The 17,639-nt window shown below is 65.6% G+C and carries 14 protein-coding genes; 6 read left to right on the top strand and 8 right to left on the bottom strand.

The annotated features are described in order from the left end of the window. Positions 1-5: 5 nt before the first annotated feature. Positions 6-1,304, bottom strand: coding sequence for a TadE/TadG family type IV pilus assembly protein (locus ACQR10_RS21220; protein ID WP_316217344.1), 1,299 nt, complete (start codon positions 1,302-1,304; stop codon positions 6-8). Between the two features lie 335 nt (positions 1,305-1,639). Between ACQR10_RS21220 and ACQR10_RS21215 the strand changes: the two genes are divergently transcribed. Beyond that, the gene (locus ACQR10_RS21215; protein ID WP_316217346.1) at positions 1,640-2,062 is read left to right on the top strand and encodes a hypothetical protein; all 423 of its coding nucleotides are present in this window, start codon (positions 1,640-1,642) and stop codon (positions 2,060-2,062) included. Positions 2,063-2,221: 159 nt separating this feature from the next. On the opposite strand, the gene ACQR10_RS21210 is transcribed toward ACQR10_RS21215, so the two are convergent. Then, positions 2,222-2,926 carry a hypothetical protein gene (locus ACQR10_RS21210; RefSeq protein ID WP_316217347.1) on the bottom strand — a complete coding sequence of 235 codons (705 nt, stop codon included), beginning with the start codon at positions 2,924-2,926 and terminating at the stop codon, positions 2,222-2,224. Positions 2,927-3,414: 488 nt separating this feature from the next. Between ACQR10_RS21210 and pgm the strand changes: the two genes are divergently transcribed. Both pgm and ACQR10_RS21200 read left to right on the top strand, forming a co-directional pair. Beyond that, positions 3,415-5,055 carry a phosphoglucomutase (alpha-D-glucose-1,6-bisphosphate-dependent) gene (gene pgm, locus ACQR10_RS21205; protein ID WP_316217348.1) on the top strand — a complete coding sequence of 547 codons (1,641 nt, stop codon included), beginning with the start codon at positions 3,415-3,417 and terminating at the stop codon, positions 5,053-5,055. Positions 5,056-5,300: 245 nt separating this feature from the next. After that, entirely contained in the window at positions 5,301-6,539 is a 1,239-nt protein-coding gene (locus ACQR10_RS21200; RefSeq protein ID WP_316217390.1) for a lytic murein transglycosylase, read from the top strand. A 62-nt stretch (positions 6,540-6,601) separates the two neighbouring features. Here the strand turns inward: ACQR10_RS21200 and ACQR10_RS21195 are convergent, their stop codons facing one another. Both ACQR10_RS21195 and ACQR10_RS21190 read right to left on the bottom strand, forming a co-directional pair. Continuing rightward, positions 6,602-6,976, bottom strand: a complete 375-nt coding sequence (locus ACQR10_RS21195; RefSeq protein WP_315802749.1) for a VOC family protein — start codon at positions 6,974-6,976, stop codon at positions 6,602-6,604. Positions 6,977-7,178: 202 nt separating this feature from the next. Further along, a complete protein-coding gene (locus ACQR10_RS21190) occupies positions 7,179-7,370 on the bottom strand; it encodes a hypothetical protein (RefSeq protein ID WP_316217349.1) in 192 nt (63 codons plus the stop codon). Between the two features lie 188 nt (positions 7,371-7,558). Between ACQR10_RS21190 and ACQR10_RS21185 the strand changes: the two genes are divergently transcribed. Then, positions 7,559-8,062, top strand: a complete 504-nt coding sequence (locus ACQR10_RS21185) for a DUF1993 domain-containing protein (protein ID WP_316178084.1) — start codon at positions 7,559-7,561, stop codon at positions 8,060-8,062. Positions 8,063-8,224: 162 nt separating this feature from the next. Further along, complete coding sequence (locus ACQR10_RS21180; protein ID WP_316217350.1) at positions 8,225-9,322, top strand: alkene reductase; 1,098 nt, start codon at positions 8,225-8,227, stop codon at positions 9,320-9,322. A 172-nt stretch (positions 9,323-9,494) separates the two neighbouring features. On the opposite strand, the gene ACQR10_RS21175 is transcribed toward ACQR10_RS21180, so the two are convergent. The 3 genes from ACQR10_RS21175 to ACQR10_RS21165 all read right to left on the bottom strand — a co-directional run bounded on the left by ACQR10_RS21175 (position 9,495) and on the right by ACQR10_RS21165 (position 16,228). Next, positions 9,495-9,863 carry a hypothetical protein gene (locus ACQR10_RS21175; protein ID WP_409997934.1) on the bottom strand — a complete coding sequence of 123 codons (369 nt, stop codon included), beginning with the start codon at positions 9,861-9,863 and terminating at the stop codon, positions 9,495-9,497. A 546-nt stretch (positions 9,864-10,409) separates the two neighbouring features. Next, a complete protein-coding gene (locus ACQR10_RS21170) occupies positions 10,410-13,490 on the bottom strand; it encodes an autotransporter domain-containing protein (RefSeq protein WP_316217352.1) in 3,081 nt (1,026 codons plus the stop codon). A 344-nt stretch (positions 13,491-13,834) separates the two neighbouring features. Further along, positions 13,835-16,228: a TonB-dependent receptor gene (locus ACQR10_RS21165; RefSeq protein WP_316217353.1), complete on the bottom strand. Its 2,394-nt coding sequence runs from the start codon at positions 16,226-16,228 to the stop codon at positions 13,835-13,837. A gap of 310 nt (positions 16,229-16,538) precedes the next feature. Between ACQR10_RS21165 and ACQR10_RS21160 the strand changes: the two genes are divergently transcribed. Continuing rightward, a complete protein-coding gene (locus tag ACQR10_RS21160) occupies positions 16,539-17,171 on the top strand; it encodes a response regulator transcription factor (RefSeq protein ID WP_316217354.1) in 633 nt (210 codons plus the stop codon). A gap of 79 nt (positions 17,172-17,250) precedes the next feature. Here the strand turns inward: ACQR10_RS21160 and ACQR10_RS21155 are convergent, their stop codons facing one another. Next, positions 17,251-17,607, bottom strand: coding sequence for an EF-hand domain-containing protein (locus ACQR10_RS21155; protein ID WP_315802873.1), 357 nt, complete (start codon positions 17,605-17,607; stop codon positions 17,251-17,253). Between the last annotated feature and the right edge of the window lie 32 nt (positions 17,608-17,639).

Below are 17,639 nucleotides of genomic sequence, written 5' to 3'. Positions count from 1 at the left end.
CTGAGCTACTTGGTCAGATGCGCCGAGGCGATGGCCTGCTGAAACAGCGCGGTCAGCGCGGCGCCGATGCTGCCGCTGGAATCGACCTCGTAGTAGTAGCCGGGACTGGCGCACGACTTCATGATACCGCTGATCGAATCCCGCCACGGCGCGATATAGGTCGTGTACCAGCTGTTGTTGGTGATCGCGAGATAGGTGGTGTAGAGCACCGCGATCTTGATGCCGCGCGCCTTCAGGGAGGTGCAGGTCGCGGTGTTCAGCGGCTCCTGGCAGCGTCCGCCGGAGAGCACGGTCTTGCTGCAGGTGGTGGGATAGGAATAGTCGGCGACGCCGTCGGCGACGAAGAACAGCCACTTCTGCGGCTTGGTCGACGAGCCGTCGCCCTGCGCCGGGATGACGCCGTTCATGGCGGACATGGTGCCGTCGTAATCGGTGCACATGTCGTTGTTGTAGCCGCTATAGGGGATCGTCATCAGGTCGAGCGCGCCGACCGACGACTTCACCGACGACATGCTCGACGACAGGCTGGCGATGGTGGTCAATCCCAGCGAGCCGCAGTCGCTGCCCAGGCTGTAGACCGCCATCCGGTACTGGTTGCTGACGACCTGGCTGGCGGTCGCGGTGTCCGTCAGCGACTGCGTCGCCGACCTGACGACGTCGATCCGCATCGTCACGCCCTTCTTCTTGGCGATGGAATAATAGCTGTTGGTCTGCAGCGTCTTCTTCGTGCTCGACGTATAGGTGTCGTGGCAGGCGAAGGCGCACTTGTCGGAGGTCGCATTCTGCAGCGTCGTCATGTCGGCCGTGGTTGCGCCGAGGCCCTGCGACGGCGAGTTGTCGAGCAGAACGTAGAAGTCCATGTAGGTCGGGAACGAGGCCGAAGCCGACGACGAGGCCGAGACCGTCATGGTCGGGTAGCCGAACATGTGCATGAAGGCCGTCTTGACCACCACGCTGGCGCTGCCGGTCACGGTCCGCGCCGTGACGCTATCGCTGATATCGATGTTCAGCGAGTCCGCCGCCAGATTATGCGCCGCCATCTGGCCGTTGAACATGTTGGTCGCCGCCGTCTTGGCGTCCGACGCGGCGCCGCGCATCGCGGTGTAGCCGGTCGCAGCCAGCATCGCGGCGTCCATCGAAGCCGACAGCTTCGCCTTGGCGCGCACGGCCATCGAATAGTCGATCGCCGAGCCGACGAAGGCGAGGATCGGGAGCAGGGCAAGCGCGAAGATGATCGCGATGTTGCCGCTCTGGTCGCGACGGAACAGCGACAATAGTCTGAGGTATCTATTTCCGGCCAGCACGGCCACACTCCAACAAACACGGTGATGTTGCCGAAGATGTTGCGGATCAACCGTTGCATTGGAATTGATGGAATTGCAGAGAATTCGTTACGTTGCGTTTCCGATTGTCGTAAGCGGTGTCGATGCACCACTCGAAGCGACATGACCGCCATGCGGACGGTTTTCGTGGGCCGGCACGACACCGAATGACGGACGGGTCTCGTCCGCCCGCCCGCCCGATCTGCGCGGCGCCCCTCCTCTGGTACCCCGATTGCAAAGCGGCTGCGCCGATTGCATAGTCCGCGCGGTTTGCAGCGCCGGGGCGCGCTGATTCTCTGGGGGAGTTGGGGACGACGATGGCGGATGCCGATCTTGATGCCGTGATCCGGCAACTGGCCAAGCAGCAGAACAAGGCCATTCTGGCCGCGGCGAAAAAGCGCAAGGACCGCTTCAACGGCATGGCCGTCAAGGCCAAGGACAAGGATGCCAAGGAGCGCTTCAAGCTGCTCGCGCGCGAGGCGGTCGAGCAGGCCAATGCCGCCGCCCGACGGCTCTTGATCTCCGCCGACAACGTCGCGGACAGCTACGCCCGCGCGATGCGCCAGGCCGCCGCCGCGGAGCTGCCCAGGAAGCCGGAGACCAAGCAGCCGGAGAAGAAGGCCGACGGTGCGGCGGCCAAGCCGCAAGGCGGCAAGGCGACGAGCAAGGCGGCCGGGAACGATCCAGCCAAGCCCACACCGAAGAAGGCCGCGCCGAAGAAGGCCGCCAAGAAGGCTTGAGCCGGGCTCCGAACGTGGGAGCCTCCCTCCGCAAGATTGCGCCCTCGACAGCAACCTTCGCCGGGCCTTTCGACTTGCCTCCGCAACAATCTGTCCGGATGACTGCATGAAGGTGCTGGTTTGGCATGTGCCAAGCAGATGTTCATGCTCATCGTGAAGCTACGGCTTCAGGACGACAGAGAACAGGCGAAAGCCCGCGATCTTCGGAAACGCCTCCGCGGCCTCGGGCGAGACCAGGGCCACCACGGCCGCGCTCACCTCGCCATTGTTCAGCCGGGTGATCGCGGTGGCCTGCCCTTCCAGCAGCAGCACCTCCGTCGCACCGGCCGCATTCATGGCCGCGGTGATCTTCGCGTTGGACTTGGCATAGCGCTCGTCGATCGCGATCACCTTGCCGCTGAGATCGCCTACGCCACGCACGGTGGGACGCGCCAGCAGCACAGCGACGAGAGGACTTTCGCCGGGTCCTTCGGGGACACGCAGCGCGGTCATCCGCTCGGCGAGCTCGGCGGCCACCGTCACCGCAGCCACCATGACGTCGTTCTGGACCTTGGCCGGACTCGGCGTGTCCGTCGTGGCGGCGGGGGTCTTGATCACCGGCGAAGGTGCTCCGTCAGCCGGCGCAGGCGAACCGGGCCGCGGCGTTCGCGCCGGCGCCGCGAGCGGCTTCTCGATCGGTTTGTCAACCGGCCTTTCAGTCGGCTTCTCAGCCGGCTTGGCGGTGACGATTGGCGACTTGACCCGGCGCTTTGCGGCACGGGCGTGCTTGCGCTGCAGAGCCGCGCGGCGCGCGACCGCAGGCTTGTGGATCGTGGTGGCAGGCTCCAATGATTGCGGCGACTGGTCGGCGACGGGACCGTCCACGCAGGGCCTTCCGCTCAGATCGACGCAAGACGATGCCACCTGCGGCGTGACCTGGTGGCTGCAGCCGGCCAGCGCCAAGGTTGAAACGACGGCCAACGCGCCGAGACAAAGCGCTCTCACTTTTCCGCTCCTGACGACTCTCCCGCGCACGAGACGCGCCTCTGCTCTGGCCTGCTATTTCAAGGGTCATCGGTTAAACTCAGGCTTAAGCGCCGGTCCCGGCACGCGGACTCAGTGAGGCGTGGTTAATGTCGCGCGCACAAGGCGGCGACATTGGCCGGCCTCGACCGCGAGTCTCGAGCATTCCCCCCAGCGGATATCAAACAGGCTTCACGCCGCCGCGGGGGGCAGGCACGAATTCCGTTGATCGGATCGCCGCACGCCGCCATGTTGCGGCAGGCTCGTCGCGACGCGCCGCGTTCCCTGCGCCCGCCGCGGCGGAACGAAGCGCCGCCGCAGATGTTTCTCGAACTTGCGAAGGATGCTCCATGGCCAAGACAGACCCCGCAGCCGGCAAGCCGATCGCCAATGCTGCGCTCGCCAACATTCCGCGGCTGATCACGGCCTATTATGCGCTGAAGCCCGACCCGCACGAGCCGACCCAGCGCGTCGCGTTCGGCACGTCGGGGCATCGCGGCTCGTCGTTGAAGACCGGCTTCAACGAGAACCACATTCTCGCCACCAGCCAGGCGCTCTGCGACTACCGCCGCCAGCAGGGCCTCGACGGCCCCCTCTTCGTCGGCATCGACACCCACGCGCTGGCCGAGCCCGCGCTGGCCAGCGCGCTCGAAGTGTTCGGCGCCAATGGCGTCGAGGTGATGGTCGACAAGGACGGCGGCTACACGCCGACACCGGTGATCTCGCACGCCATCATCTCCTACAACAAGGGCCGCACGGCGCATCTCGCCGACGGCGTCGTCATCACGCCGTCGCACAATCCGCCGGAGGATGGCGGCTACAAATACAATCCGCCGCATGGCGGCCCGGCCGACACCGATGCGACGGCCGAGATCGAGCGGCAGGCCAACGTGTATCTGGCCAACGACCTCGATGGCGTATCGCGCATCAGCTACAGCCGGGCCAAGCAGAGCGGCTCGGTGCACACCTACGACTACATCACGCCCTACGTCGCCGATCTCGCCAACACCGTCGATCTCGAGGCCGTCAAGTCCGCGGGCATCAAGATCGGCATCGATCCGCTCGGCGGCGCGGCGATTGCCTATTGGGCGCCGATCATCGAGCGCTACGGCCTCAATGCCACCATCGTCAACGATCTCGTCGATCCGACCTTCCGGTTCATGACCGCGGACTGGGACGGCAAGATCCGCATGGACTGCTCGTCGCCCTATGCGATGGCGAGCCTGATCGGCATGCGCGAGCGCTTCGACGTCGCGTTTGCCAACGACACCGACGCCGACCGCCATGGCATCGTCACGCGCTCGGGCGGGCTGATGAATCCCAACCACTATCTGGCGACCGCGATCTCCTATCTGTTCGCGCACCGGCCCGACTGGCGCAGCGACGCCGCCATCGGCAAGACCATCGTGTCGAGCTCTCTGATCGACCGCGTCGCGCAGAAGCTCGGCCGCAAGCTCGTCGAAACTCCCGTCGGCTTCAAATGGTTCGTCGAGGGCCTCGGCTCCGGCAGCTTCGGCTTCGCCGGCGAGGAGAGCGCGGGCGCTTCGTTCCTGAAGCGCGACGGCACGGTGTGGACCACCGACAAGGACGGCCTGATCCTCGGGCTGCTCGCCGCCGAGATCATGGCCAGGCGCGGCCGCGACCCGAGCGAGCTCTACAAGGAGCTGACGGCAGAGCTCGGCGCGCCGGTCTATGAGCGCATCGACGTGCCGGCGAGCCCGCCGGCAAAGGCGGCGCTGAAGGCGCTGACGCCGGAAATGCTGAACCTGAAGGAGCTCGCCGGCGATCCCGTCCGCATGGTGCATACCAAGGCTCCGGGCAACGGCCAGTCGTTCGGCGGCATCAAGGTCGAGACCGACTACGGCTGGTTCGCGGCGCGCCCCTCCGGCACCGAGGACGTCAACAAGCTCTATGCCGAGAGTTTTCGCGACGCCGAGCATCTCAAGCGGATCCAGAGCGAGGCCCAGGCGGCGCTGGCGAAGGTTGGGTGAAGAGGGCGAGTAGCGAATGGGGGCTTCCTCATCCCCTATTCGCTACTCCCTATTCGCCATTCGCCCCTTTCCGCCATTCGCTTCCCCCTCGCCTTTTCCTTTCCCTCCGTATCGGATATCGATGGACGGACAAGGAATTAGACAGCCATCGGTGAGACCGGATGCGAAGCTCTTCGACTGCCTTGCGCGTCACCTTCAGCGCGCTCGCAACCTCCTTCATGCTGGTTGTCAGCGCGTCGGCGCAAATGGCGCCGGAGGCGACCACACCGCGTCCGAAGCCGGCGCCATCGATGCGCGTCGCGGCCTGCCATAACGGCCAGAGCTTCGACCGGTTTCTCGCCGAGCTGAAGCAGCGTGCCATTGCCGAAGGCGTGTCTCAGAGCGCGATCGCGGCCGCCTCGCCCTACCTCACCTACAACCAGGGCATCGTCAACCGCGACCGCGGCCAGCGCGTGTTCGGCCAACTGTTCACCGAGTTCGCCGGCCGGATGGCCGCGCCCTACCGGATGCAGAACGGCCAGCAGCACATCAAGGCGCACGCGGCAGCGTTCGCGCGCGCCGAGAAGGAGTATGGCGTGCCCCCGGCGGTCATCGCCGCGTTCTGGGGTCTGGAGAGCGATTTCGGCGCCAACATGGGCAATTTGCCGGTGCTGCCGTCACTGGTGTCGCTGGCCTATGACTGCCGCCGCAGCGAGCGCTTCCAGAACGAGACCATCGCCGCATTGAAGGTCATCGACCGCGGCGATCTCACGCCGTCAGAGATGATCGGCTCCTGGGCTGGCGAGCTCGGCCAGACCCAGTTCCTGCCGACCCACTACGTCACCTATGCCGTCGACTATGACGGCGACGGCCGCCGCGATCTCCTGCGCAGCGCGCCCGACGTGATCGGCTCGACCGCCAACTACATCGCGACCGGACTGAAATGGCGCCGCGGCGAGCCGTGGCTGGAGGAGATCCGCGTGCCGCAGACGTTTCCCTGGGAGCAGGCCGACCTCACCGTCAAGGCGCCGCGCAGCAAATGGACCGCCCTCGGCGTGACCTATGCCGATGGCCGGCCGCTGCCGAACGATGCGCTCGAAGGCTCGGTGCTGCTGCCGATGGGCCGCAACGGCCCGGCGTTCCTGGCCTATGCCAACTTCGCCGCTTATACCGAATGGAACAACTCGCTGATCTATTCGACCACGGCCGGCTACCTCGCCGCCCGCATCGCCGGCGCGCCGCCGATGCGCAAGCCCGCCGGCCCCGTGGCGCAACTGCCGTTCAACGAGATCAAGGAGCTGCAGCAGCTGCTGGTGAAGGCCGGCTTCGACGTCGGCAAGGTCGACGGCGTGCTGGGACAGCAGAGCCGCACCGCGGTCAAGACGATGCAGCTGCGGCTGGGGCTGCCGGCCGACTCCTGGCCCACGGCAGAGCTGCTCACGCGGATGCGTGGAAACACGCCGCGGGCGCAGGCGGCACCGGCTTCAACGACAGCGACGCGGTGAGCGCACATCGGCGGGCGACGCCCGCGCGTGGCGCGTAAGAGCCCAAACGAGTCGATGACCTCTTACGACCCGGCGCGCAGCCGCGTTGGCCAGCCGACACGGACCAAGGTTTCATCCGGGTCGGATAGCGCGAACTCGTACATCCCCCAAGGCTTGTCTTCGGGCGTTTGCTGAAACTCCCGCGCCGCGGCGTCGACATCCTCGACATAGAGGTAGAGTCCAAAGGGGTTTCGGCCCGGCGTCAGCCATCCCTCGACCGCGTCCGTCAGGTGCAGAGATCCACCTTGCGGATTCGACAGCATGCGATAGGTGTCGGGCTCACCCGGAGCCGGCCTGTCGCTGTCCGGGCGCGCAAAGCCGAGCCGATTGTAGAACCGCTCCGAGGCATCGAGATCATTGCACGGCAGGATGGCGATCAAAGCTCCGGAACGGATCATGCGTGTCCTCCGATGTCATGCGACCATCGTCCGCTCCTCCCAATTCCAATCTATCACCTTGGAATTGGACCGCGAGATGATCGCTCCGGACACAAAAGCGGGAGCTGACGGACAACTCGAGCCCGTCGGCTTGTCACAATGATCTCCATCCCGAGCATGGTCGGCAACTCAGCCGAAATGAGCCGTCGCCGTCATGCCTGCCTCAGTACGGGTGCCGGTCCTTCTTGTCCATCCAGGCCTTATACGCCTTCAGGCCGGTGTCCCGCTCGAAATTCTCCACGACCTCGATCCGGCGTTGCGTCCACGGCTTGGCGAAATCCTCATACTGGAAGGCATGCGCCTGATGGATGCCAGTCGTGCGACAGCAGTGGCGACCGCCTATTTGCCGCGACATCGAAAATCGCTGAGAACGCCGGCGACGGCCAGCTCGCATAGACGAGGTGATATGCCGGGAACGGTAGGGCAGCAATCCGCCAGCGCCCGGAAAAACCGGAAAGATGCAGTTGCATTCTCTTGAACGCCGCCCCATCTCCGAGGGCGCGCGCTTTCGTCGCGACGTCTCCTGCCAAGAGAGAGCATCACATGTCCTTCTACGATTCGACCGTCCCGGCCTACCTCCAGATCCTCGGCAGCCTGTCCGGCCTGCTCAGCAAGGCCGAGGCCCATTGCGAAGCCAGGAAGATCGCCCCCGAGGTGCTGCTCGGCGCACGCCTGTATCCGGACATGCTGCCGCTCTCCAAGCAGATCCAGCTCGCCTGCGACTTCGCCGCCAAGGGGTGCGCGCGGCTGTCCCACAGCGAGATCCCCAGCACGCCCGACACCGAGACGACATTCGCCGAGCTCCGCCAGCGGCTCGCCAAGACCGTCGATTACCTCAAGGCGTTCACGCCGGCGCAGTTCGACGGGGCCGATAGCCGCGACGTGACCTTTCCGAGCGGGCCCAACACCACCCTGACCCTGAAGGGGCAGGACTTCGTTAACCGCGTCTCGTTTCCCAACTTCTATTTCCACGCTGCGATCGCTCACGGCATTCTCCGCCACAACGGCGTCGACATCGGCAAGCGGGACTTCCTGGGCGTGGCCTGATCCCCTTTCGTGTACTGCGACAGGCTGTCCAGCGGACGGCCAGTCGCGGCCGCTCCATCGCGCGGCTCGTCTGCGCCGGACGGATACCTCCCGGCATTGCGCTGTTCGCGGCAATGCACAACTGACCTGAACCCCCTCCTCCTCCCTCCTGGAAAGACCCCGATGAATGCATCCAAACTGTTCGAGCCGTACCAGCTCGGTCCGATCACCCTTGCCAACCGCGTCGTGATGGCGCCGCTGACGCGCAACCGCGCCGTTGAAGGCCTCGCCGCTGGTCCGCTGACGGCCGAGTACTACGCCCAGCGCGCCTCGGCCGGCCTCCTGATCTCCGAGGCCAGCCAGGTCTCGCAGCAGGGTCAGGGCTACCAGGACACGCCCGGCATCTATTCCAAGGCGCAGATCGCCGGCTGGCGCAAGGTGACCGACGCGGTGCACGCCAAGGGCGGCCGCATCTTCATCCAGCTCTGGCATGTCGGCCGCATCTCCCATGTCTCATTGCAGCCGAACGGCGGCGCACCGGTCGCGCCGTCGGCCGTTGCCGCCAAGACCAAGACCTTCGTCGGCGGCGCCTTCACCGACGTCTCAGCGCCGCGCGCGCTCGAGCTCGGCGAAATTCCCGGCATCGTCGCGGCATTCAAGCAGGCCGCATTGAATGCCGTCGAGGCCGGCTTCGACGGCGTCGAGATCCACGGCGCCAACGGCTATCTGCTCGACCAGTTCGCCAAGGACGGCGCCAACAAGCGCACCGACGCCTATGGCGGCTCGATCGAGAACCGCGCAAAGCTGATGCTCGAGGTCGCCAAGGCCGTCTCGGAGGCGATCGGCGCCGACAAGACCGGCATCCGTCTGTCGCCGGTGACGCCGGCCAACGACATCTCGGATTCCAATCCGCAGGCGCTGTTCGACTACATCGTCGACCAGCTCGCGGCACTGAATCTGGTCTACATCCACGTGATCGAGGGGGCGACCGGCGGCCCGCGCGACGTTGCACCGTTCGACTACGCCTCGCTGCGCAAGCGCTTCAACGGCACCTACATCGCCAACAACGGCTATGACCTCGCGCTCGCGAACAAGCAGCTCGATGCCAACGCGGCCGACCTGATCGCCTTCGGTCGGCCGTTCATCGCCAATCCCGACTTGGTCGAGCGGCTCAAGACGGGCGCAGCTCTCAACGAGCTCGACCGCGCCACCCTCTATGGCGGCGGCGAAAAGGGCTACACCGACTATCCGACGCTGAAAGCGGCGCAAGCGGCGGAGTAATCGTCATCTCGTAGGGTGGGCAAAGCGCTGCCGCCAGGCGGCGCGTGCCCACCGTGCATCCGCGCAAGCGGAGGGAATGGTGGGCACGGCGCGCAAGAGACCGCGTCTGACGCAGCATGTCGCTTGCGCGCCTTTGCCTACCCTACAGCCCTGCGATCCAGCACATCCCCACCTACATCATGCTGCCCGGCAGGAAGCAGCGCACATCGATGCGCAGGCCCGTATTCAGCTCGCGATAATACACGGGCCATACCATCGTCCGGCCGGCGCGATTGGGCTCAGTCACCACGGCCTCTTCCGGAACGACCCACCATTGGCCTTCAATGCGGACACGATAGCGGCCATCCTTCGTGTCCCAATCCGTGTCCGAGAGCGCGGTGCCATCCGCATCCGAGCAGCACGGCCCCCTGCCCGAACGCAAACTCTCGAACCAGCCCTTGAGCGGAGAATTGGCATAACGCCCGTCGAGATCGCGCGCCGTCGCATCGCCAAGCAGCAGAGAATGCGCACCTATACCGCCGGCGAGAGTCGCGACCGAGATCGTCGCTCGTACCCAACGGCGGACGTGGGGCCGGCGAACGGCATCCACCAATAATGAGACGATCGATACAAGGCTTGAAGATCTACGACTCATGTGCACACCTCGCTGCTCGATACGATGCGCAATAGCTGGTCGGCTTCTGTGGCGGAAGTTCGTAGTTGACGGAGGCCGGCAGCAACTAATCGCGATGCTTCGTAAATTCCAAGAGCAGGCAACGATCCCGCTCACGAGGCCAGCGGGATAATTGCCCGAGACCCGGCGTGAGCAGGCCCCTCGACGATTCATGCAGGCTGCGTAGGGTGGGCAAAGCGGCCGCCCCGCAGGCGTCGCGTGCCCACCGTGCACCCGCGCAACCGGAGGGAATGGTGGGCACGGTGCGCGATGGAGTTCAGCTCGCGGCATGCAGTGTCGCGCGCGCCTTTGTTCACCCTACGGCAGCGGAGACGCGTCGCGCCGCGCGCTGCGACGATGCAGCGACAAAAAGGCCGGGATTGCTCCCGGCCTCTTCGACGTCGTGCTTCGCAGGCTCTGCCAAAGGCGGACTCTTCAGAACTCCGCCCGCACCTTCAGCACCGCCGACTGCTCGAGATACTGGCTGCCGACCACGGCGTTGTAGCCCAGCGAGATCGACTGACGCTCGCCGAATGCCACCAGCTTGAGCGCGGCGCCCAGCTCGGCCAGGTTGCGTTCGGGCGACGGTCCGGCGGCGAAGAAGATCGCGCCGCCGCCGGCGAAGCTTGCGGTCACGTTCTGCGCGGTGTTGCCGAACTCGTGCCGCCATGCCGCCAGCGTCTCCAGGCCGAAGCCGTAGGTCGAGGTCACCAGCAATGGAACGGTGGCGCGGAGGCCGAGGTTCGAGCGCACCGAATTGGTGGTCTGCTTGGCGATCGCGAGCGCAGCACCCGCGGTGCTGGTCTCGGTGTAGGCCTGCTGATCGAGGCGGGCATAGGTCACGCCGGCAAACGGCGTCAGCACGGCCTGATCCACCTTCACGGGCAGACCGAACTCACCGCGGAGCAGCGTCAGCCACCCCTTGTGGCTGCCGGAGGCGGTATCGGTGAAGCCCGCGAAGTTGATGCGGCGCCTGGTGGTGTAGTCGACCAGCGCGACGCCGGCGGAGCCGTTGACGTACCAGGACGGCTGGACATAGGCACCGTACACCGTGCCCTGATAGTGCTGCATCCCGACCGCATCGCCGGCGGCGGTCCGATCGTCCATCGCGCTGGTGGCATAGCCGAACGCGGCACCGACGCGGAAGACACCATCGATCCGCTGATCGATGCCGGCAACGAGCCCCCCGGTATTGCCGCTGTAGCCGGCAACACCGGCCACGTCGCGCTGCGACGCATTGGTGCCGATCAGGCTGCCCCAGACGGTGCGTTCCGGTTCGGGCGCGATGGCCGGAGCCAGCGCTGCCTTCACCGTCGGACGGGCCTTGGTCGCATTGAAGGCCATCAGCATCGAGGTGAGCGGATCGGTGTCGTCGGCGAACGCCGAGGCGACGCGCGAATTGGGCGATGCGGCCGCGGCCGTCAGCCGGTTGTCGATCTGGTTCTGGAACAGCGATGCGGTGCTGAGCGGCACCTGGACCTGGGCGCCGTTCACGAACGGACGCAACTGATCGCCGGCGGTGCGCACCTCCCTGTCGGTGCCGAGGCTCTGCACCGCGCCGCCGAGCGCCTGCACCTGCGCGTTGCTGCCGCTGTAGCCAAGCAATCCGTTCAGCGCGGCGAGGCTGGAGGGCGAGATGCCGGCGATGGTCGCGGGCGACCGCACGGATGCATTCAGCAGCAGAGCCCCGGTGGACGTATCGGCCGTGAAACCGACCAGCGCGCCGGAGAAATCGACGTCGAGCGGCGTCGCCGACACCACCGTCGCGACGCGGTAGACATCGCCATGGCGCACGATGCCCTGAAGCGTCGGCGCGACCGTGCCCGCGCCCGCAAAGGTCACCGCGCCCGTGATGTTGCCGATCCTGGTCGACGGCGCCGCCGCGGTGCCGCCAGATCCGAAGATCGTGGTCCGTAGCACGGCGCCATCGACGAGCTGCACGCCGGCCCCGCCGCTCACGGTGACCTGCGACTTCATCAGGTCCAGCATGCCGAAATTGACGATGCTGGCGAGGCTTGTCACGCCGTCGAGCGTCAGCGAATTGCTGCCGAGGCCGTTCTGCGCGACGACGTTGCCGCTGAAGCCGGTGCCCTTGAGCAGGATGGCATTCGTCGCGCCATCCTCGTCGTTGATGGTGATGTCGCCGCCGAGCGTGCCCGTGTTGACCAGATTGAATGTACGGGCGCCGAAGAACGTCGCCGCCTGGTTGGTGCTGGCGGCGCAGAGCGGGTCCGTGGTGTTGGTGCCGGCCGTCGGACAGGCGTTGCCGTTGGCATCCATGCCCGAGCCGGAACTGCTATAGGTGCCGGCGACGGTACCCGCGGTCGCCTTGGCAAAGGAGCCGCGCGAGGCGCTCTGGTCGACCGAGATCGATCCCGAGATCGTGCCGCTGTTGGTGATGTCATGCTCGCCCGAGCCGAGATAGAGGTTACCCTGGATCAGGCCGGCATTGGCGATGACGCTGTCGCGCGGGCCAGAGTTTGAGCCGCTGCCGGTCAGCGGGAAGGTCGATCCTGCGGCGAGACCGGCGGCGGTGGCCAGCGGATTGGTATCGAGCGCCAGGATGTCGCCCTTGATCACGCCGCTGGCATTGTTGGTCAGCGTCAGCGCCTTGGTCTCCGTCACCGTCACGTTGCCCGCGGAGTCGAACTTGTAGAGCGGCGAATCCGGGTTGCTGCCGGGGATGGTATCGAACTCGGCGCCGGCGAACGCTGCGATCGCCCAGTGACCGTCGTAGAAGCGGCTCGCCGCCGTCCAGCTCGTGTTGGCGATGGTGCCGGAGTTGGTGACCGAGGTGTCGGCCCGGCCGTAATAGGCGGCGGCATAGTTGCCGGTCGCCGAGATGGTGCCGCCGGCGCGATTGTTCACGACGAAGCTGTTCGTGTTGTCGTCGGAATACAGCGCCGAGATGACCGCAAGGTTGGTACCGTTGTAACGGCCTGTCGCCGTCGCGCCGATCGAGACGCCCAGCTTGGTGGGATCGAACGCACCGAAAAAATTCTGGGTGACGGCCAGCGTCCCGGTGTTGTTGACGGTGAACCTGTTGACCTGGCTGTCAGCGACGATGACGTGAAGCCGGCCGGCGCTGAGCTGGCTGGTGGTGAGGCTGAGCCAGCCGGCGTTGTTGATGATGACGTTGTTGACGGCCGGGTCCTCGGCATTGGAGAAATTGGCCGCGATCATGCCGCGGTCGGCCAGGCCGGTCTGGGTGTTGGTGGTGAGATTGCGAACGGCCGTCGAATCCAGCGTGACAATCGTCGTCGGCGGATTGGGATTGTACCCGGTCGCTGGAAAGGCCGGGTTCGCCGGCGTATAGGCGTTGCTTCCGCTCGAGGGTGTCGCGGCCGCCGCCGCGGCGTCATATACGGTGATCGCCGAGCTGATGGTCCCGCTGCAGGTGACGGTGACGCCTGGCGTCGTACACTCGGCCCTTGCCTCGCCGGCGACCATCCATGTCGACAACAGCACGAAACTTGCGGCAGCCGCCTCGCTGCGCTTTCTGTTCTTTGATTTCACCTGACGCCCCACGTTACGCAATACACGGCTTCTTGTTGATGACCGATTGTATCGAAACGTTGGCAGTAACCAGCAAGGCGAAAGTTTCTAGTAACACAAGGGACATTTTCCAACTAACATAAGAATTAGTCCCGCAGCACGGACTACTTATTTCGAATGATAACGTCCTTCCATGGACGCGACTTGACTGCAGAGCCGGCAGATCACGACCGCGCGCAATTTCGGGGGACGATCCGTAACAAACTAAAAGGCCGGGATTTCTCCCGGCCTTCTTGCCACGGTGGGGGGGCTGCCGTGGCGCGGCGCGGGTGCGCCTATGGTCACCGGCCGTCCGTGCCGGAGGCTCAGAACTTCGCCCGGATGCCGGCATAGGCCGCGAGCGGCATTCCCGGCACCATGCTGCGCGGATCGTTCAGCGCGAACGCCGTTCCGCCGCCGGCAGTGTTGAAGCCGGCAGGGTCGAACACGGTGCCTGCCGAGTAATAGCGCTGGTTGAACAGGTTCTGGATGAGGCCGAACACCTCAACGTTCTTGGTCACCTGATAGGATGTGTTGACGTTCACGACCCAGTAGGCCGGGACCTTGGGATAGACGTTGGTTTCGTCGTGCAGCAGATACTGGCTGCCGACATAGTTGACGCTGGCGCCGACCTTCCAGGCGTCGGTCACGGCATATTCCGCGCCGAGCTTCAGGCGATGCGCCGGAATGCCGGGAATGTGGTTGCCGGAGACGACACCGACCGGCGCCCCGAGGAACGGATCGTTGACGTCGAAAGCACTGCGGAAGGTGGCGTCGATGAAAGTATAGTTGGCGTATGCGGTCCAGCGATTCCAAGCGAGATCGAGCTTGGCCTCGACACCCTGGCGGAGGGTGGTGCCGGCGTTCTTGAAGTAGCCGCGCACCGGGTTGGCCGGGTCGACGACCTGGATGATGTCGTCGGAATTCTCGGTCCGGAACAGGCTGAGGCCCCAGCGCAGCCGCCAGCCGTCATCAACCGCCACCGACTTGATCGGCGCCTTGCGATAGGCCGGCAGATCGGCGGCGTAGGCCGAGCGGCCGCCGGAGATCTCGCCGCGCAGGCCGCCTTCGACGGTGCGCGACACCACCTGCTTGAGCGGCGGATCGGCGATCAGGAAGTTGTCGATCAGGCAGGGATTGGCCGGATCGGAGCAGCCGAGCTCGAGCGGCGTCGGCGCGCGGTTGGCCTCGGAGTAGCCCGCGTAGGCGGTCATATCAGGCGTGATCTTGTAGGTCAGGCCGACCACCGGGTTGAAGCGCTGGAAGTTGTTGTTGCTGTTCAAGAGCGGCGCGAAGCCGGTCTGGTCGCGCAGGTTGATCTGAGCCCAGTTGAAGCGGCCGCCGGCCGTCAGCGCGAGCTGCGAGGTGATGTCGAAGGTGTTGGTCGCGTAGACGCCGAGATAGGTGTTCTTGGCGTTCAGGTTGACCGGCGCGAGGCCGGCATTGGGCTGATCGACGTAGACGCCGAGGCCGGTGACGAACAGATTGTTGTCGATGGTGCCGAGCTCGGAGGTGGCCTGGAAGTTGGTATTGCCGTGATCGACGCTGGCGCCGACGACGAAATGGTTGTCATGGCCGAAGAGCTGCGTCGTCGAGGTCGCCTGCAGCGAGCCGCCATAGCTGCCGGTCTTGACCGTGTTGCGGTCGATCTGGCCGAGCGCCGCATCGCCCGCCAGCGTGTTGACGGTCGGACCGTTGCGGTTCATCTGGAACTCGGTGCCGGCGGCATCGCTGAGACAGAATTCGCCGGGGAACGCGCCCGCAGGGTCGCAGGCCGCAACCTCGGTGCCGTTGCCGTCGATGCGCGCGGATTTGTAGTTGCGGTAGTAGCCGTTGGCCTGGACCGACAGCGTGTCGGTGGGCGCCCACTTCAGGCTCGCCTGCACCATCTGCATCTGCAGGCGCAGCGACTGCGGCCAGGTGTAGACGCTCGACCAGCGCTGGTTCAGCATCTCGATCGGCGTCGCCGCGACCGAGCCGAGCTTGTTGTCGGCGCCGGTGAAGGAGAGGTGGAATTCGGTGTTGTCGCCGCGCGCGCCGAAATCGGCATACATGCGCCGGATCTGCGAGGCCGACGAATAGTCGCGCCAGCCGCGGTCATAGGCGCCTTCCGCGGCAATGTATGTCGAATAGGTGCCATTGTTCCAGCCGTATTGCGCGCCCGACTGGATCCGGCCGAACGAGCCGCCGAACAGCTGCGCTTCGCCGCCCTGGTAGTTGAAGCCGTTCTTCATCTCGATCGAGAGCGCGCCGCCGGTGGCGTTGAGGCCGAACAGCGGGTTGTTCGGCATCAGCGTCATGCGCGCGATCGCCATTTCCGGGATCAGGTCCCAGTTCACGACGTCGCCGAAGGCCTCGTTGATGCGGGTGCCGTTCTGGTAGACGGCGATGCCCTGCGGCGTGCCGAGCACCGGCGAGGCGGTCTGGCCGCGGTAGTTCAGGTCGCGCTGAAACGCGTTGCCGGTCTGGTCGCTGAGCGAGACCCCGGGCACCGATTGCAGGATGCCGTCGAGCAGCGTCGGCGCACGGCTGTGGTCGAGCTCCCGCGCCCCGATGGTTTCGACATTGGATGGAATCTTGTCCTTCGCGATCTCGCTGCCCTGAACGGGCGAGACGCCGACCACCTCGATGGTCTGCAGGGTTTGCTGCGCGAACGCAGCCGTGGGCAGCAACGCACACGTCGCGAGAAGCGCGCTCTTCAGCGCCGACAGTCTGGTCAAGACGTCCCCCAGTTTCTTGTCGACCGGTTCCGGCAACAGCCCACGCCCCTGAGCCCCACCCGCACCAGAACTGGTCGATTTACCCGTTTACGAACCTTAACATTCGTAAACAGCCGTCCAGTTCGTCGCAACGGGCAATATTCTTCGGCCCCTAGGGACAATCTTCCCGGATCCGGAAAGTGGAGATCAATTCGCCGGGCTCTCTCCCAGACTCGGCCGCACTGTTGCACCCGATCCTGGTTTGCAAGGGAACTCATTGGTAGAGGGAAGCATCGGCGCCGTCGGCGCCATAGGGGCAAGACGACGTCGGATGTATCGCGTTCTTCTCGTCGACGACCACCCGGTCGTGATCACGGCCTGCCGCTGGCTGCTGAACGAAGCCGGGATCCGCTCGCTGTCCGAGGCACACGATGCCGACAGCGGGTACGACGCCTATGTCCGTGACCGGCCGGACGTCGCGATCGTCGATCTGCGTCTGCACGGGCAGGAGCTCGGCGGCATCCGTCTGATCGAACGCATGCGGTCGCACGATCCCCGCGCCCGGATCCTGGTCTTCAGCATGCATGCCGATCCGCGTATCGTCCGCTCGGCGATCGACGCCGGCGCCAGCGGCTATCTGCTGAAGGACGCGCCGACGCACGAGCTGCCCAAGGCGTTGGAGCAGGTGCGCGCCGGCGGCACCTATCTCGATCCGCAGCTCGCCACCCGCATCGCCCTGCTCCGCGCCGACCCCGACGGCATGGCTGCCCCTGCGCTGACCCCGCGCGAGCGCCAGGCGCTGGCGCTGCTGGCCGAGGCGAAATCCTATCAGGCGATCGCCGACCATCTCGGCATCAGCTACAAGACCGTCATCAACCTGACCTACCGGCTGCGGCAGAAGCTCGGGGCCCGCAGCCTGCCCGACCTGGTTCGTCTCGCAGTGGAAATGTCCCGCCCGAGCTGAAACGCGAGGGGCCTGCGACGGTCTCCCGTCGCAGGCCCCGTGAGTCCATGTCCTGGTCGCGTCCGATACGGACGGCGCCTCACTTCAGCAGCTTGGCGACCGACTTCAGCTCTTTCGAATCGAGCGTGCCGTCGTTGTCAGGATCGGCCGCCTTGAAGCGGCCTTCCACCAGCGCGAGATACTCGTCCTTGGTCAGCGTGCCGTCATTGTCCGGATCCGCGGCCTTGAGATCCTTGGCCGAAACGCGGCCGCGCAGCTCCTTGGCGTCGAGCGTGCCGTCATGGTCGCGATCGAGACGATCGAACAGCGCGCCGGCGGCAGTGCGGACCTCGCTCATGTCGGCGGTGCCGTCCTTGTCGGGGTCGATCGCGGTCAGCAGCTTGGAAGGGGCCGGTGCACTGACAGCCATCGTCGACGTGCCGACGATCGCGGCCATGCCGACGGCAGCGGCTGTCATCATCAGTTTCC

This window comes from Bradyrhizobium sp. HKCCYLRH2060, assembly GCF_051168135.1.
Classification (GTDB): domain Bacteria; phylum Pseudomonadota; class Alphaproteobacteria; order Rhizobiales; family Xanthobacteraceae; genus Bradyrhizobium.
Note: the sequence above shows the minus strand (reverse complement) of the source record. Positions and strands in the feature narration are given on the sequence as shown.

What these genes read in the sequence shown, in the direction of transcription:
- ACQR10_RS21215 (WP_316217346.1), top strand. Translation starts at nt 1,640, where the DNA reads ATGGCGGATGCCGATCTTGATGCCGTGATCCGGCAACTGGCCAAGCAG.
- pgm (WP_316217348.1), top strand. Translation starts at nt 3,415, where the DNA reads ATGGCCAAGACAGACCCCGCAGCCGGCAAGCCGATCGCCAATGCTGCG.
- ACQR10_RS21200 (WP_316217390.1), top strand. Translation starts at nt 5,301, where the DNA reads ATGGCGCCGGAGGCGACCACACCGCGTCCGAAGCCGGCGCCATCGATG.
- ACQR10_RS21195 (WP_315802749.1), bottom strand. Translation starts at nt 6,976, where the DNA reads ATGATCCGTTCCGGAGCTTTGATCGCCATCCTGCCGTGCAATGATCTC.
- ACQR10_RS21190 (WP_316217349.1), bottom strand. Translation starts at nt 7,370, where the DNA reads ATGTCGCGGCAAATAGGCGGTCGCCACTGCTGTCGCACGACTGGCATC.
- ACQR10_RS21185 (WP_316178084.1), top strand. Translation starts at nt 7,559, where the DNA reads ATGTCCTTCTACGATTCGACCGTCCCGGCCTACCTCCAGATCCTCGGC.
- ACQR10_RS21180 (WP_316217350.1), top strand. Translation starts at nt 8,225, where the DNA reads ATGAATGCATCCAAACTGTTCGAGCCGTACCAGCTCGGTCCGATCACC.
- ACQR10_RS21160 (WP_316217354.1), top strand. Translation starts at nt 16,539, where the DNA reads ATGTATCGCGTTCTTCTCGTCGACGACCACCCGGTCGTGATCACGGCC.
- ACQR10_RS21155 (WP_315802873.1), bottom strand. Translation starts at nt 17,607, where the DNA reads ATGGCCGCGATCGTCGGCACGTCGACGATGGCTGTCAGTGCACCGGCC.